The sequence below is a fragment of the Paenibacillus sp. MCAF9 genome (genome assembly GCF_052114265.1).
GTDB lineage: Bacteria > Bacillota > Bacilli > Paenibacillales > Paenibacillaceae > Pristimantibacillus.
The window spans coordinates 25,054-41,577 of record NZ_JBFREL010000030.1 but is presented as its reverse complement, the minus strand read 5'-3'; the positions used below and the strand labels follow the sequence as shown (position 1 = coordinate 41,577).

Genomic DNA, 16,524 nt, shown 5'->3' with positions numbered 1-16,524 from the left:
CGAGCTCGGGGAAGCGTAAAACGAAGGCTGGACGATACGTCGACGGCCTTTTTCACAAAGAGATGGAACGTTTGGCTTGAACTGTAGTCCGTGCATAAGAAATTGGGAGCGGATGAATACTATGGTCAGATTCAAAATCTTTTGAAGGAAGTTTCTTCTTCGTTATAAACAAGCTGCAAGAATCCAGTCGATTCAAAATCCTCTAGGAAAGCGGGGCAACAAGAAATGAAAGCAACTGGAATTGTACGTCGCATCGATGATCTCGGGCGTGTCGTCATTCCGAAGGAGATCCGCCGTACACTGCGTATTCGCGAGGGAGACCCTCTAGAAATATTTGTAGATCGTGATGGCGAAGTTATTTTGAAAAAATATTCTCCTATCGGTGAGCTTGGCGACTTCGCTAAGGAATATGCGGAATCGTTATTTGAGGGAACAAATCATGTTACATTGATCACGGACCGGGATACCATAATTGCTGTAGCTGGAGCCTCCAAGAAAGAACTGCTTGATAAGCAGGTAGGCACTGTTTTGGAGAGCTGTATGGAAAATCGCAAGACGCTTGCTGAAGCAAATGGCGGTGCCTTTGAAATTGTGAAGGATACGCAGGAAACTTACAGCTCCTTCGTTATTGCGCCGATCATTGCGGGTGGCGACCCCATTGGAACAGTCGTGCTACTTAGCAAGGATGAATCGGTAAAAATGTCTACTATGGAAACAAAAATGGCTGAGACGGCAGCGGGCTTTTTGGCAAAACAGATGGAGCAATAGTAAGAAATGTGGCTATAACAGCTTCTTTAATCGAGAAACACTCGATTGGGGAAGCTTTTTCCACGTTTACGATTGTGAGGTATAATAGATACCAATAGAAATCGTGCGATAGGCAGGAGTGAACGGGATGAACCGCAAGCCGGGGGAGAATGGGCAATCGGCGGAAATGCTGGGGCAGGCGGGTAAGCGAAAAACAAGCGTGGGAGCGGTCGAAGCACGCCAAGCTGAGGCTGAACTTACGGAGAGCCAAGAGCGACCTTGTGCTGGCGAACAGTCGCTAGCTAAAGCAGCGGAACCTGCAGTTGAAGGACGGGTTCAATTAGAACGAAGCTCGAAGCAGCATCTCATGAATGGAGTTGCGCTCATGGCGGGTGCGGCGCTGCTGTCAAAGTTGATTGGTGTTTTTCAAAAAATACCGCTGCAAAATCTAGCTGGGGACCGCGTGTTTGGCATTTACAACGCCGTGTATCCGTTTTATCAGCTGGCAGCTGTTCTAGCCACTGCGGGATTGCCAACGGCCGTATCGCTTCTCATTGCAGAGAGGCTTCGCAAGGGAGATGATGCAGAAGGCGTCAGGCGAACGTTATACGCTGCGCTTTTGCTGCTTGGTGTGACGGGTATTATTTCGTTTGGCTTGATGTGGGGTGGAGCGAATCAAGTAGCAGGTTGGATTGGCGATGCACAGACGGCTGGTGCAGTGCGTTCGGTCTCGTTTGCGCTGCTGCTTGCTCCATTCGTTGCTGCGTTAAGAGGATATGTACAGGGAATCGGACAAATGGGATTGTCTGCCGCCTCACAAGTTGTTGAGCAAATGATTCGTGTAGGCGTAATGCTGCTGGTGCTTGCATTAAGCTGGTCCGCTGGATGGGCAGATGCATCTGTAGCGTCTGGTGTGATGAGCGGTTCGGCATTCGGAGCTTGCGCATCGCTTTTGCTGCTGGCTATATATTTATGGCGCAGACGCAGCGGGGAGCGGCTTAATCGAATGGCAGGGGCAATACGAGCAGAGATGAGAAAGCTTGCCGTTATTGCACTGCCTGTCGCGCTTGGCGCGGTGGTTGTTCCTGTTCTTGGCGTTGTGGATGCCTTTATGGTTCCTCGCTTATTGCAGGAAGGCGGAGCTTCGGAAGCTGCGGCAATGACATCGTTTGGCGTGTACAGCCGAGCGCAGCCGCTTGTTCAGCTTGTTGTTATGGTAGCCGGAGCGGCGGCAGCGGCACTCGTACCAAGCATTGCGTTAGCACGTATGCGTGGTGCATACGGACAGCTTCGAGTGCAGCTCTCGCTTGCCGAGCGGGCGGCGTGGGCAATCGGCGCTGCAGCAGCCATCGGCTTGGCACTGCTCGCGGAACCGCTCAATATGATGCTGTATTCGGATACTCAAGGCACATTCGCCTTCGCTTTGGTTGGCTGCACTGCTCTTGCGGGCAGTGTGAATGCGGTGACGGCACCTGTGCTTCAAGGATTAGGCGCTGTACGTATTCCAGCTATTCTGTTGCTGGTTGCAGCGCTGCTTAAAGGCGTAATTAACGCTGTGCTTGTACCCACTTATGGCATTGAAGGCGCAGCCATCGCAGGTGTCGCTGCGCTAAGCGTGGCGGCTTTGCTTGGGATTATTGCAGTGCGGTATGCAGCGTCGGGTTCTGGAGCGGCGCTAGCTGGCGGACGAGCGGGAGTGGATGGGCGTGTGAAGCCGGGCGAGCGGGTGGTTGGTGAGAAGGTAGTGCGAGAGCGGGTGCTGGGGGAAGAGCAGGGACGAGGGCAAGGGCAGGAGCGAATGCTGAAGGAAGAGCAGGGCCGAGTGCGAGAGATGGGGCAGGGGCTAGTGCAAGGGCGAGAGTGGTGGAGAGAGCAAGAGCAAGAGCAAGGGCAGGAGCGAATGCTGAAGGAAGAGCAGATCCGAGTGCGAGAGATGGGGCAGGGGCGAGTGCAAGAGCAGGAGCAGGAGCTGGAGCGAATGCAAGGGAGAGAAGATGGACGCCAGCCGTCGCATGGGCGTGCGGCGGCGGGCACGGTCTTTGCGCTCGCGGTCATGGCCGCGGCGCTTGTTATCGCCGAGCGAGCGCTGAGCGCAGCGCTTGGCGGGCTGCCGCCTAGGGCGGCAGCAGCTGCGCTTGCGCTGACGTGCGTTGCCGTCGGCGCTTGCGCCTTTGGCGCCGCAGCTTTGCGCGGCGGCGCTATCAGCGCGCGCGAATTGCGCGCGTTGCCGGGCGGCGCGGTGCTGGCCGCCCGTTTGCAGCGCTGGCGGCTTATTCCGCCAGCGAAAGATGAGCGCTAGCGCCGCAATTTGGCGGCGGTGAGCGCTTGTAAGGCAAGTGTTTTTCATGGAGTAATATGAAAAACACCAACTGTCTGATCTGCACAGGTTATCTCGTGTAGATTATTAGGGTTTTCTCTAAAGTTGAGAAAACCTAAGCATCTTTCCAGCACAATCATTGCTGTCAGGCATCGCTTACCGTGGTTTAACGTGTAATCTCTCAACGTGATGCATCCATAGTCCTATTTCCGACCATTACGCACCTCTGATGCCTAATGGCAGAAAGTGATACAAAATAAGACTAATATCTAGACTTATTTGTACATTATTGAGCATTCTGAGGCAAATAGACCTAAATTCTAGTCCTATTTCCGACCATTCCGCACTTCTGCTGCCCATTGGCAGAAATCGCAGCAAAATAAGACTAATATCTAGGCATATTTGTGGAATATTGATCATTCTGAAGCAAATAGACCTAAATTCTAGTCCTATTTCCGACCATTCCGCACTTCTGCTGCCCATTGGCAGAAATCGCAGCAAAATAAGACTAATATCTAGGCTTATTTGTGGAATATTGATCATTCTGAAGCAAATAGAACTAAAATCTAGTCCTATTTCCGACCATTCCACACTTCTGCTGCCCATTGGCAGAAATCGCAGCAAAATAAGACTAATATCTAGGCTTATTTGTGGAATATTGATCATTCCGAAGGAAATAGAGCTAAATTCTAGTCCTATCTCCGACCACTCCGCACTTCTGCTGCCCACTGGCAGAAAGCGTCGCAAGATAAGACCAATATCTAGACTTATTTGTGCAATATTGGTCATTTTGAAGAAAATAGATTTAGTTTCTAGATCTATAACAATCCCTAGGAATCTAGCAATTATGAGCAGAATTAGTAGAGGTTATCGCATAATCAATACATATTTTTATAAATTTCTGTTAAATATGTTAGTTTCACGGGCAATAAGCTTGGTCACCAGCTCATCTATTCTGATCAATGACTCACTCAAATAGATAAACTATTTTCCGATTGATACGCTATTGAGACTAAACTACCCTCTATACCCATATCCCATATTGTTTCCTACGAATTGACTATTTCAACTATGAACATCCAGTGTGATATGCTAATCGCAAGCATTTTTTATGGCTATATTGAAGTTTATGTCAAATTGGTTCATTATTGATTTTTGAGCAAAGATAAACGATGATTAGTCATGTTTTTATGTATGTGCGCTCGTTTTCGAACTCATTTTCGAATGCATCCGAGCTCTTTACCGAACACACTTCCGAGCTCGTTTCAATCCCTATATGACCCCAAAAGTCTTTTTGCAAGCCGCTGGCATTATAGCTACTCCATCAAATTTCGACCATAATACGAATGTATAGTTAAGGAGGCTTTACCACTATGGCAACCCCGTATCTTACTGTTGTTGGGCTCGGCTCAGGTGATCCTGACCAAATGACGCTTGGCGTATGGCGCAGGCTGCAAGCAGCGAAGAAAATTTTTGTCCGTACGGCTGAGCATCCTGCAATGTCGATGCTTCTGGAAATCGGTATGGAATATACCTCATTTGATACTTTGTATGAGCAGCATGATTCCTTTCCGGATGTGTACAAGGCAATAGCCGAGGCGCTTATTTCCGAAACAAAGAGCATGAGCACAAGCGTGGACGAGCCTATTATTTATGCGGTTCCCGGGCATCCAATGGTAGCTGAGCGCACGGTTCAACTGCTGCGCGAGCAATGTCCGGAAGCGGGTATTGAGCTGCAAATTATCGGCGGTGAAAGCTTCCTTGATCAAGCTTTTATTAGTCTTGGAATCGATCCAATAGAAGGCTTTGCGCTGCTTGATGCAGCTGAATTACAGCCGTCTTTGTTGCAGCCGCAGTTGCATACTCTGATTGGACAGGTGTATGATGCCTTCACGGCATCTGATGTTAAGCTTGCGCTTATGGAGCGTTATCCCGATGACTACGAGGTTGTGGTAGGGCATGCTCTTGGTGTTGCTTCCCAGCAGCAGATCATTCGCGTTCCGCTATACGAGCTTGATCGCACACCTGGTTACGGTAATTTATCGTTGATTTGGGTTCCGCGCTCTGATGATGCAGCGCTTCGCAATCGTTCCTTTGAGCGATTGCATGAGATTGTATCTATTCTTCGCAGCCCTGAAGGTTGTCCTTGGGATCAGGAGCAGACGCATCAGTCTATCCGCAAAAATTTTATCGAAGAGCTGTATGAAGCGCTTGAAGCCATCGATAATGATGATCCGGATGCCATGCAGGAGGAATTTGGCGATGTTATCCTGCAAGTGATGCTTCATAGCCAAATGGAAGAAGAGACTGGCGCATTTTCCGTCTATGATGTGATACAATCACTTAACGAGAAGCTTATTTTCCGCCATCCGCATGTATTTGGGGACGTTGATGCGAGCAATTCGGAAGAGGCGCTGGTCAACTGGGAACAAATGAAGGCTGAGGAAAAACGGATTAAAGGAACCGATGTTTCGCGTACATCGGTACTGGATGGCATTCCGCCAGATCTGCCAGCACTCATGAAAGCCTACAAGCTTCAGAAAAAAGCGGCTAAGGTAGGTTTTGATTGGGACGAGCTTGGTCCAGTTCTTGCCAAGATTGAAGAGGAGCTTGCAGAGCTGCGCGCAGCGATAACTTCGCAATCGGAAGAGGAGCAGGCATCTGAGCTTGGTGATTTGCTGTTTGCAGTCGTCAATGCCTCGCGCTTCATCCACGCTGATCCGGAAGAGGCGCTTTCCCGCACGAACAAAAAATTCCGCAGTAGATTTGAATATATTGAGGAACAGCTTCGTATAAGCGGTAAAAATTTTGACCAGACTGATTTAACAGAAATGGATCGTTGGTGGGAAGAGGCAAAGCGTCAATCCTAGCTTGCAATTCGTCATGAATCGCCTTTATTCCGCAACAAACGCAAAAAAATTTCAAATAGCGGCAGGATTTATTTGCTTCAAGGCAGAATAAGTATTCTTCGTGAGAGTAAAAATGGGAAGCAAAGGCGGCGCCACAAGCGTCGACCACAAATAATGGTTAAAAATTAGGAGGATTTTATAATGAACAAAACAGACTTGATCAACAACATTGCAGAAAAAAGCGGTTTGACTAAACGTGACGTAGAAGCAGTACTTAACGGTTTCTTGGGCGAAGTAACAGATGCACTTGCTGGTGGCGATAAAGTACAATTGATCGGCTTCGGTACTTTTGAAACTCGCAAACGTGCTGGACGCACTGGCCGCAACCCGCAAACAGGCGCTCCAATCGAAATTTCAGAAGCAAAAGTTCCTGCATTCAAAGCAGGCAACAAGTTGAAAGAAGCTATCCAATAATCTATGCGATTAGATAAATTTCTTAAGGTATCCCGGCTGATCAAACGCCGTACCGTTGCGAAGGATGTATCCGAGCAAGGTCGCGTATGGATCAACGGCCGCGAAGCGAAAGCTAGCAGCGCCGTCAAAGTCGGTGATGAGCTCCAAATCCAGTTCGGTCAAAAAATCGTAACCGTTCGCGTTGAGCGAATTGCGGAGACGACCCGTAAGGATGAAGCCGGAGAGCTGTATACCTTGGTGAAAGAAGAGCAACGCCAGCGCGAGAATACGCTCGACTGGGAAGTACCGCAATAACAACAAGACTGCCTACAAGCATAATACTTGCAGGCAGTCTTTTTTTGTGCCCAATAAGTAGCTTTTAAATTTTAAGAGATTCCCTGTTTCAACCTCATAAATTATGTTTATATACTCGGAGGACTATTCGATGAATCATCTGCAGCTGCCCATTCCCGAGTATCGGCGAAAGGGTTTTTCATTGCTTGCGCATGCTTGTGCTCTCTATTTCAAAAACATTGTACCCATTCTATTTTTAACAGCGATAATAACGATTCCGGTTGAGGCTATTAAAAACTATTATTATTTTGAACCGGAAGACGGCTTTATTTATATGCCTATGAGCAGCATGGACAGTGTGACCAGTTTATTTTTCCTATGTGTCATCACGCCGATGATTATCTATTACATACTTGGCATAATGACGGGGAACAGCAGTGGCATTGTGCAGCCCATTCTGTGGGGGCTTCGCAAATGGCCGCGCATGATTGTGTATACTTTTCTACACGGCGTCATTGTAGTTGCGGGATTTATCGTATTTATTGTTCCAGGCTTCTTGTTTGCTGTATGGCTGATGCTGATGCCTAGTATTGTTTCTATTGCTGATACATCGCGGATAAATCCGATGACAGTTAGCCGTGATTTGGCACGCGGGCGTTATTTCAAGTTTGTAGGCTATGCGATTGGCGGATACGTTATGGTCCTAGTGCTTACCAGCATTATCGTTTTTATTTTCTCTCTCTATGTGAATCAATCATGGATAACCGCGACGATATTTGATTTATGCTATAGCCTATTCAACCAGTTGGTAACCATTGTACTATTGCTAGTTTTTCTACAGGTATATACAGAAAGAAACGACGACGCGCTGAATGCTATGAATGAAGCAGTTTAGGTTCTAATTCTCGTCCACGCCCCATAAGCTAGTCTTAACATATAAGACAGGATAAGCTTTACGCCTATGCCCTTCTTATATTTGAACGCGAAACGTATGCTGCGCCGCACTAGCTCGGCTGTAGCCGTTTACGCCAAGACATGTTAACGAAGCGGAGGACGAGTCTATGGTTGACCAAGGCAAGGGGCAGAAGCGTCAGGAAGTCAAAATGCTAAATCGCAAGCTGCTGGAGCTTACCGGCGTCGTAAACGTAGAGAGCTTTGACAGCGAAGAGTTTTTACTCGAAACAGAGCTTGGCTTCTTGGAGGTTAAGGGCCAAAATTTGCATATGAAGCTTCTTAGCCTTGAACAGGGAATGGTAACTATTGAAGGACTCGTCCATTCGCTCGCCTATATGGACAGCAACAATTCCTCCTCTAAATCCAAAGGGTTGTTCGGGAAGCTATTTAAGTGACGCTTAATATGCAATGGTTAACGATGGCGGTCATGCTATTATCAGGCCTTGGCATGGGAACGGTATTCGACGGCTACCGAGTCGTGACGAATGAGCTCAAGCTTCCGCGCTGGTGGCTTCCGGTGCTTGATGTCGTTTACTGGATGGCAGCGGCATTGATCGTCTTTCGGGTACTGTACGCTAGCAACAATGGCGAGGTGCGAGCGTACGTTTTTATCGGACTGGCTATTGGGATGGTCATCTATTATTTCTTTTTTAGCAGAATCGTTATTCAAGTCGTAAAATGGATCATCGGAGCCGTTCGCAAACTAATCCAAATTGTGCTAAAATGCCTGGATATTCTTATCGTTAAGCCGATTTTACTGCTCTATAAGCTGGTAAAGGTAATTTTGGCATTTGGGTCTGCGCTCACTATTTTCACTCTAAAAATTGTGATACAATTAGTCCGTCCATTTTGGAAATTGTTTGTTTGGATGGCAGGTCCAGTCATTCGTCCGCTTGGACGGTGGCTATCGCGCTACGCTGCCAAATGGCAATTAGTTGGCAAGCTGAGAGAATTTGGACAACGAATAGCTCGATTGTGGAGCAAATGGTTTAGGAGGTAACACCGCTCATGGCAAAAGCAGCTGAGAATAAAACGCCAGGGAATGCTGGCACAAAACGCCGGTTCAAACTATGGATGATGTTCATTGTGCTATTTATGGGCTGGGCGGGGTATACAATTTTTGGCCAAATGCAGCAGAAGAACGCAACAGGTTTGAAGCTGACTACAATTCAAGATAAGCTTGATGTTACCACCAAAGAAACCGAGGAGCTTAAACGTCAAATTGAACGATTAAACGACCCAGAATATATCGAACAGCTAGCAACAAAAGAGCAGGGCATGGTAAAGAAGGGCGAGCAGCAAATTTTCAGTGACTAATTAGGGCGTCAATTCGGGTGAACGTCTGTTGACCTTACTTGAACGGTTCGGTTATAATCACGTTAATAGCGTTTTCGCAAAACTTTTAGCATATGCTTATGAATTCAGTTTTGCTTCGCATAACTTTTAGGGAGGAACATTTTATTTTATGGCAATTGAAGTGGGCGCTAAGTTAGAAGGAAAAGTGACAGGCATTACGCATTTTGGGGCATTTGTCGACTTGTCGGGAGGTGTCACGGGTCTTGTTCACATTTCGGAAATTGCTGATAATTACGTCAAAGACGTGAAGGATCACCTGAAGATCGACGATGTCGTGAAAGTCAAAGTGATCAACGTGGACAAAGACGGAAAGATCGGGCTTTCCATTAAGCAAGCCATTGACCGGCCAGAAGGCCAACCAGCGCCACAACAACGCGAGCGTCACAGCGGAGGCGGCGGTGGAAGCACTGGCGGTAGTGGTGGTGGTGGCGAACGTTTCAACCGCGGTGGCGGTGGTGGTGGCGGCGGACGTCCCTTCAACAAGCAATCGGCTGGCAGACCGGCATACGGTAAACCGTCATTCGAGGATAAAGTGTCACGGTTCCTGAAAGACAGCGAAGAGCGCATCTCCTCTTTGAAGAAGAATACGGAGGGCAAACGCGGCGGACGCGGTGCCAAGCGAGTATAAGCTGAATCGTCATAACATTATACATGAAGCAGAACCTAACCGGTTCTGCTTTTTTTGCGTCCAGCTGCACAATTTTCCCCGCGATAATTAGTAAGCGTATACAGGTTGCTGTCGAAGCAGGACAATAAGACTGCGTATATGCTGGTGAATTTTTGGACGAGCCTCTAATTGTCACGGTCAATGTCGTTTGTAAAGCGCGCAGAATCGTAAAAAAAATACTTTTCTCTAATCCTCCATCATTCCCGACACATTATAACCTCGATTCGCCATCATTTCGAAAGGACACAACACATATTTTGTTGTCGGACCTGTGTGATTTGGTTGGGTAGGAGGCATTGAAATCCCATACGGGATATATGTTTGACAGTGAAATGACAATGACCGCAAGGCCATTTATTTTTGTCGGAAAAAATTTACAATTCAGTTGCTTTAACTGACAAACTTTATGCGGACAACCTCCTATAATGAAAAACACATTACATTCGGAATGGTGGTGTCTGCTCATGGAAAAGGAAAACACGGTTGTGCTTCCAGGTATGAAACGGTTAGGACTAGCTCAGACGATGTTGCAGAAAGGTCGGGAATGGGCGGCTGCAAGGCGGTTCATTCAAGTCATTTTAGCAAAAAAGTGGACGTTTCTACTCGTAGGTGTAGCTTTCTTGCTCGGAAGAGCGGTTATACTCGAATCGCTGATGCCGTTTGCTATTGCTTATTTCGCCGTTATTTACTTTATGAGAAGGGATATTTACCCGTGGGTAGCAATATCCTTAGTAGCTGGGAGTTGGTTTGCAGCTGATCCTGCCCCGATGTGGATTGCGATGGAGATTGCTGTACTCTTTCTTTTCCTAAAGGGATTGGAAACCTACGAGAAGGCAGAACTGTCGTCGGCGCCCATTCTAGTATTCGCATCAACGTTAATGGTGCAAATGTTCAGCGTGTTTATAGGGGACGAGCTGAGCTGGTACAATTTCATGCTCGTTGTGGTGGAGGCAGCACTTGGTTTTGTGCTCACATTAGTATTCATACAAGCGATACCAGTGCTTACGATGACCAAAAAATCAGCTTCTCTCAAAAACGAGGAAATCATTTGTTTAATGATTTTGCTCGCGTCGGTTATGACGGGGGCGGTTGGATGGGTGTTTTACGGAATGTCGGTAGAGCATGTGATGTCACGTTATATGCTGCTCCTCTTTGCTTTAGCAGGGGGTGCGCCGCTTGGCGCTTCGGTCGGTGTAGTTGCAGGACTCATTCTAAGCTTGGCTGATTTTGGTGCAGTCGTTCAAATGAGCTTACTCGCTTTTGCGGGCTTGCTGGCTGGTCTGCTGCGTGATGGCGGCAAAATGGCAGCGGCATTCGGAATGTTGCTTGGAACATCGATTTTATCCATATATGTAGGAAGCCAGGCTGATGTTATGAGCTCAACCTGGGAGTCGGTAGCAGCCGCAACGCTGCTTATGCTGACGCCGCGTATTATGATTCGCACGATATCAAGGTATGTGCCGGGTACGAATGAGCATGCCAAATCGCAGCATGATTATGCGAAGCGGGTACGTGAGGTGACTGCGGACCGCGTATCACAGTACTCAGAAGTGTTCCGTCAGCTGTCAAAGAGCTTTGGCCAGCTGGGTAGCAGCGTTACGACGGTTAAAAGGGAGGATGAGATCAGCCATTTTATGAATGCGGTTGCTGAGCGCAGCTGTGCCAGCTGCCATAGGCAAAATGCTTGTTGGGAGGACAAGTTTTTTCATACGTACAAAATGATGACCGATATGATGACGGTAGTAGAGGAGAATCGGATTCCATCCCCTAAGGAAATACCGCGGGCTTGGTCGGCGCATTGCGTGAAATCGTCCCAGGTTCTTGTGGATATGAGCCAGCAGTACGAGCTATATCAAAATAATATGCACTGGAAGAAGCAAATATGCGACTCCCGTCAGCTTGTAGCGGATCAATTGCAGGGTGTATCGCAGGTAATGGAGGATTTGGCGAAAGAAATTAAAAGGGAGGGACAAACGCTTCATCTGCAGGAGGAGCAAATTAGAGAGGCGGTGGAAGGACTCGGTTTATCCGTACAGGGGATTGATATTGTGAGCTTAGAGGAGGGGAATGTGGATATAGAGGTGTATCATACGTTTGGACAAGGCTATGATGAGTGCCGAAAAATAATCGCGCCGCTGCTTAGTGATATTTTGGGAGAGCATATTGCAGTGAAATCGGAGCACTCCCCAACGAGAAGCGGTGAGCCGTCCCTGGTTGCGTTTGGCTCAGCCAAGCAGTACGAGGTGGAGACGGGCGTAGCTGGTGCAGCTAAAGGAGGAGATCTGTTGTCTGGCGACAGCTTCAGTATGGTGGAGCTTGGAAATGGCAAGTTTGCAGTTGCGATCAGCGATGGTATGGGCAATGGTGAGCGTGCGCGTCAGGAAAGCAGCGCGGCATTGTCGATTCTGCAGCAGCTTCTGCAGTCAGGCATGGATGAGAAGCTGGCCGTGAAGTCAGTTAACTCGGTGCTCTTATTGCGCTCATCTGATGAAGTATTTGCTACCGTCGATTTAGCGATCGTTGATTTGTATACGGCGCAAACGACGTTTATGAAAATAGGATCAACGCCAAGCTTTATTAAACGAGGAAATGAGGTTATTCCGATAACAGCGAACAATTTGCCGATTGGCATTCTTCAAGATATTGACGTCGACTTCGTGTCGATGCAAATGCAATCGGGCGACACACTAGTCATGATGAGTGACGGCATTTATGATGCGCCGGGCCTTGCGGTTAATAAAGAGCTCTGGATGAAGCGAATTATTAACGAGCTGGCGACAGATGATCCGCAGGAAATGGCGGACGCGCTGCTTGAGAAGGTGGTTCGTCATCATAATGGAGAGATTATTGATGATATGACCGTGCTTGTAGCACGTATCGATAAGCATTTGCCGGAATGGGCATCCTTCCGTTTTCCGGGTGTGACGCGCATGGAGCGTCCAAGGACGGTGAGCTGAGTACAGAAATAAAATATGGACTGTAAAATCATTTATAAATTTAAAACAATGATGAATGGATACTTGAACGGTGAGCTTGTATCTATGATATTCATTGGGCAAGCAGTAGCCTATTTTGTTGTCGGCTGACTCACGCTGACAGGAAATGGGCTATTGTTATTGTTTGTTACATAATAGCGAGTGTATAGCACATAAAAGCTTTAACGTAACAAAGACATAACATGCTCTGTTGAGTTAACCCGCGAAGTGGAATTCACACTAATATTAATACATACACGTAGTTTTTATTTTTGAAACATCAATTTGTTACTGCATTCATTCAACACTCAATTATGACCGATGAAAGATAAAGGGGCGTATGAAGTTTAGTAATTCTCAACTGTGGTACATAGTAAATGCTCAAATAAAATAGTTATACATATTGCTATGAATATCAAACCTATTTTCAGTGAGTGGACGAATGTGCCTTATTAATACAAGTAATATTGGTTTGTTATATGTGTAAATATCAATTTTTAACTAGTCTAGCTGTTTATCCCTCTCAAAAAAGGCAAAGCTAATAGAAAGGCAAAGGGCGAAGCCGATGCTTACGAAGCTGCGTTGATTCTCAAACGCTAAGCCTATGCTTACGAAGCTGTGTTTGTTTCTCAAACACATAAGCCTATGCTTACGAAGCTGTGTTTGTTTCTCAAACACATAAGCCTATGCTTACGAAGCTGTGTTTGTTTCTCAAACACTAAGCCTATGCTTACGAAGCTGCGTTTGATTCTCAAACACTTAAGCCTATGCTTACGATGTTGTGTTTGATTCTCAAACGCTTGAGGAGGGTAAATCAATATGAAGCAAATATTGTTGATTACAGATGGATGCTCTAATGTGGGTCTAAGTCCAGTCATAGCGGCGGCACATGCGCAATCGGAAGGGATTTCAGTAAATGTAGTAGGCGTACTCGATCATGGCGATGTAGGTGAGCTTGGCGCGGCTGAGATTGATGAGATTGCGCGTGCGGGCGGCGGTCTAAGCAGGATGGTAAATATGCGTCAGCTGTCGCAGACGGTACAGATGATGACTCGCAAGACTGTAGTGCAAACGATTCAATTAGCGGTTCAGAAGGAATTGAAGCAGGTGCTTGGCAACGGCTCAATCGAAGCATTGTCGCCGGAGAAGCGTGGCGATGTTGTACGTGTTATCGACGAGCTGGGTGAGACATCAAATTTGCAAGTGGCGCTTCTTATCGATGCCAGCGCCAGCATGAAGCCAAAGCTGGCTGCTGTGGAGGAGGCTATACGCGATTTAATGCTCAGCCTGCAAGCGAGACAAGGGAAAAGTGAAATTTCGGTATTTCATTTCCCAGGCTCAAGACATGGGGACGACTGTTTGATGGATTTGAGCTGGACGAGTCACTTGAATGGTGTTCACGCCATCTTTCCGAAACTGCAAATGGGCGGAACCACGCCGACGGGCCCTGCGATTATGCATGTCATTGATTTTTATCGTCAGGGCGATTATGGTAGACAGAGCAGAGACGAAACGGATGGGATGATGAGTGACTACGTCGTTTAAAGTTGATCTTCGCCGTGGCATGGTGGTGGTTGGCAAGTGGAAACAAGGGCGTTACCGGGTAGAGAGGTTGCTTGGAGAGGGCGCAAACGGTAAAGTATATCTCGTACAGCGTGATCGCAGCTGGTATGCGATGAAGCTCGGTTTAGATGCACTCGATCTGCAATCGGAGATCAATGTGCTGCAGTCGATCGCCAAGCAGAAGCAATACGGGCAGGAGTCCTTTTTGTTCGACGTAGATGATTTGTACGGTCCGGATGGAAAGGAATATCCTTTTTATATTATGCGCTATGTACTGGGATCTAAGCTGGACGATTACCTAAAGCAGCACGGCTCGGAGTGGTTTCCGTTAGTTGGCTTGAATCTGCTGAGCAAGCTGACGAAGCTGCACCAAGCAGGATGGGTGTTCGGCGACTTAAAGGTGGAAAATGTGCTTGTTGCCGATTATGGTCATGTTGAGCTGGTTGATTTCGGCGGGGTGACTGCAGCAGGTAAAGCCGTTCGCCAATTTACTGAGATTTATGATCGGGGCTACTGGAATGAAGGCTCGCGATCTGCTGATCCGAGTTACGATTTGTTCTCGTTTGGTGTGCTTTGCATACAGCTGCATGAACCAAAACGGCTTCATCAGTTAACAGTGGAGCTATTGCCGCAAAATCGCTCAGCTATGGAGCTCATCCAGATAGCTGAATCCAGTTCGGTATTAAAGCCAGTTGCCGGATGGCTGCGTAAAGCTTTTGCAGGACAGTATTCGGACGCGGGCGAGGCTTCAGCGGCTTGGCGTTTACTGATGCATAGACGAGACACGCATAGACCCTCTGCTACACCAGGGTGGTTAAAGGGGCTTGCTGCCCTGTCAGCGGTCTTGCTTGGAACGTCAATTTACTGGCTCATACGCAATGTGCTGTAGCGGCAGCGCGCAACGGGAAGTGAAGGTGAGGTACAACCTATGAATCTGCGAAACGAGCTTGAGAAAACAGCTGCAGACCGCAGGCTTTGGTCGAAAGGGGATTGTATTGTTGTAGCGGTGTCCGGAGGTCCGGATTCGATGGCGCTGCTGCATATGCTGTCTGCTGTAGCGAAGAGCAATGAAATCTCCATTATTGCAGCTCATGTGAATCACGGCTTTCGAGTAGAGGAGTCGGCGCATGAGCTGATTGTCGTTAAGCAATTTGCGGAGCAGCTAGGGGTCATTTGTGAGACGGTAACGTTCGACATGCCGTCTTATATAGAAGAAACTCGAATGAATGGACAAGCTGCCTCACGCGAGAGGCGGTACGGCTTTTTGCATGAAATCGCGACCCGATATGGAGCCTCGCGTATCGCGCTCGCCCATCATGCAGATGATCAGGCGGAAACCGTCCTTATGCGCGTCATTCGTGGGACAGGCTTAACTGGTTTGGCGGGAATTCTCAGTAAAAGAAGAGAAAAAAACGTGGAACTTATCAGGCCGCTGCTTCGTATGAACAAGTCAGACCTTCTGCGTTACTGCGAAGAACACCAAATTCCTTACTGCACGGACAGCAGTAACAAGGAACGCCATTATTTCCGAAACATCATTCGGTTAGATATTTTACCGTATTTATCAAAGCATAATCCGCACATATCCCAATCCCTTCAACGACTTGCTGAAGTAGCGGGAGCGGAAGACGAATGGATGGAGAAACAAACCGAAGCGTTATTTGCGCAGCTCGTTACGTTATCCCCCAATGATTGCGCGATAAGCTGCGACGATTTGCATGGTCTCCACGTCGCTTTACAAAGGAGATTGATTAAACTAATATTAAGTTATCTTTCTAAGGAAACGGAAAAGATATCTTTCGAGCAGATTGAGACGATGAGGCTTGCTGCTTCCGCTCATGCGCCTGCAACTTGGCGAATCGATGCTGGTGCCGGCATATGCTGCGCTCGTGAATATGATAGAATGCGGTGGATTAAAGTGCCACAGCATGTATCCAAAGAAGCGAGTGCCTATTTGTGCGAGGTGGGAAGGGATAAAGCTAGCCTGGCGATTGAGCAATGCGGGTGGACATTTGAGTTTGCTTATACATCAGCGTTAGAAAGTTGTAAGCCTGCATCGCGTTATGAAGCCTGCTTTGATGCGTCGGAACTAACGTATCCGCTCGTTGTTCGAAATCGGCAGCCGGGAGACAGAATTCAGGTTTTAGGATTAAATGGTTCGAAAAAAGTGCAAGATATGTTCGTTGACGAGAAAGTTGCTCCGCTGAAGAGAGAGCTGTATCCATTGCTGTTTGATGGGTCAGGCAAATTACTCTGGATTCCGGGCATTCGCAGATCAAGTCATGCGCTTACGGATGTACACACAAAAGACGTGTTATTCATAAGGGCAGGCAACGAATAAGAAGCACT

General features: G+C 47.5%; 15 protein-coding genes. 14 read left to right on the top strand and 1 reads right to left on the bottom strand.

Annotated features, from left to right (window positions below):
* The first annotated feature begins 225 nt into the window (after window positions 1-225).
* Together spoVT and AB4Z45_RS27380 are read left to right on the top strand one after the other, a co-directional pair.
* Complete coding sequence (gene spoVT / locus AB4Z45_RS27385) at window positions 226-768, top strand: stage V sporulation protein T (RefSeq protein WP_054025813.1); 543 nt, start codon at window positions 226-228, stop codon at window positions 766-768.
* Window positions 769-895: 127 nt separating this feature from the next.
* On the top strand, window positions 896-3,046 hold the full coding sequence (locus AB4Z45_RS27380) for an oligosaccharide flippase family protein (RefSeq protein WP_441912663.1): 2,151 nt from the start codon (window positions 896-898) through the stop codon (window positions 3,044-3,046).
* Window positions 3,047-3,280: 234 nt separating this feature from the next.
* On the opposite strand, the gene AB4Z45_RS27375 is transcribed toward AB4Z45_RS27380, so the two are convergent.
* Window positions 3,281-3,793, bottom strand: a complete 513-nt coding sequence (locus tag AB4Z45_RS27375) for a hypothetical protein (RefSeq protein ID WP_441912662.1) — start codon at window positions 3,791-3,793, stop codon at window positions 3,281-3,283.
* 644 nt (window positions 3,794-4,437) lie between these two features.
* Here AB4Z45_RS27375 and mazG point away from each other — a divergent pair.
* From mazG to tilS, 12 genes are all read left to right on the top strand, one after another.
* Window positions 4,438-5,934 (top strand): nucleoside triphosphate pyrophosphohydrolase, encoded by a 1,497-nt coding sequence (gene mazG / locus AB4Z45_RS27370; protein WP_441912661.1) that lies wholly within the window; start codon window positions 4,438-4,440, stop codon window positions 5,932-5,934.
* Window positions 5,935-6,114: 180 nt separating this feature from the next.
* Entirely contained in the window at window positions 6,115-6,387 is a 273-nt protein-coding gene (locus tag AB4Z45_RS27365; protein ID WP_053373361.1) for an HU family DNA-binding protein, read from the top strand.
* 3 nt (window positions 6,388-6,390) lie between these two features.
* Entirely contained in the window at window positions 6,391-6,681 is a 291-nt protein-coding gene (locus AB4Z45_RS27360; RefSeq protein WP_076271293.1) for an RNA-binding S4 domain-containing protein, read from the top strand.
* 130 nt (window positions 6,682-6,811) lie between these two features.
* Window positions 6,812-7,555, top strand: coding sequence for a YciC family protein (locus AB4Z45_RS27355; RefSeq protein ID WP_441912660.1), 744 nt, complete (start codon window positions 6,812-6,814; stop codon window positions 7,553-7,555).
* Between the two features lie 166 nt (window positions 7,556-7,721).
* Window positions 7,722-8,009, top strand: a complete 288-nt coding sequence (gene yabP, locus AB4Z45_RS27350; protein WP_076271295.1) for a sporulation protein YabP — start codon at window positions 7,722-7,724, stop codon at window positions 8,007-8,009.
* Entirely contained in the window at window positions 8,006-8,614 is a 609-nt protein-coding gene (gene yabQ, locus AB4Z45_RS27345) for a spore cortex biosynthesis protein YabQ (RefSeq protein WP_441912659.1), read from the top strand. The genes yabP and yabQ overlap by 4 nt, the downstream gene beginning before the upstream one ends.
* Before the next feature lie 8 nt (window positions 8,615-8,622).
* Window positions 8,623-8,931, top strand: coding sequence for an FtsB family cell division protein (locus AB4Z45_RS27340; protein WP_076271297.1), 309 nt, complete (start codon window positions 8,623-8,625; stop codon window positions 8,929-8,931).
* A gap of 148 nt (window positions 8,932-9,079) precedes the next feature.
* Entirely contained in the window at window positions 9,080-9,598 is a 519-nt protein-coding gene (locus AB4Z45_RS27335; protein ID WP_076271298.1) for a S1 domain-containing RNA-binding protein, read from the top strand.
* A gap of 503 nt (window positions 9,599-10,101) precedes the next feature.
* Window positions 10,102-12,594, top strand: a complete 2,493-nt coding sequence (gene spoIIE / locus AB4Z45_RS27330) for a stage II sporulation protein E (RefSeq protein ID WP_441912658.1) — start codon at window positions 10,102-10,104, stop codon at window positions 12,592-12,594.
* A gap of 837 nt (window positions 12,595-13,431) precedes the next feature.
* Window positions 13,432-14,157 carry a hypothetical protein gene (locus tag AB4Z45_RS27325; protein WP_441885240.1) on the top strand — a complete coding sequence of 242 codons (726 nt, stop codon included), beginning with the start codon at window positions 13,432-13,434 and terminating at the stop codon, window positions 14,155-14,157.
* On the top strand, window positions 14,141-15,064 hold the full coding sequence (locus tag AB4Z45_RS27320) for a protein kinase domain-containing protein (protein ID WP_441912656.1): 924 nt from the start codon (window positions 14,141-14,143) through the stop codon (window positions 15,062-15,064). The genes AB4Z45_RS27325 and AB4Z45_RS27320 overlap by 17 nt, the downstream gene beginning before the upstream one ends.
* A gap of 39 nt (window positions 15,065-15,103) precedes the next feature.
* Window positions 15,104-16,516, top strand: a complete 1,413-nt coding sequence (gene tilS / locus AB4Z45_RS27315) for a tRNA lysidine(34) synthetase TilS (RefSeq protein WP_441912654.1) — start codon at window positions 15,104-15,106, stop codon at window positions 16,514-16,516.
* The last annotated feature ends 8 nt before the right edge of the window (window positions 16,517-16,524 follow it).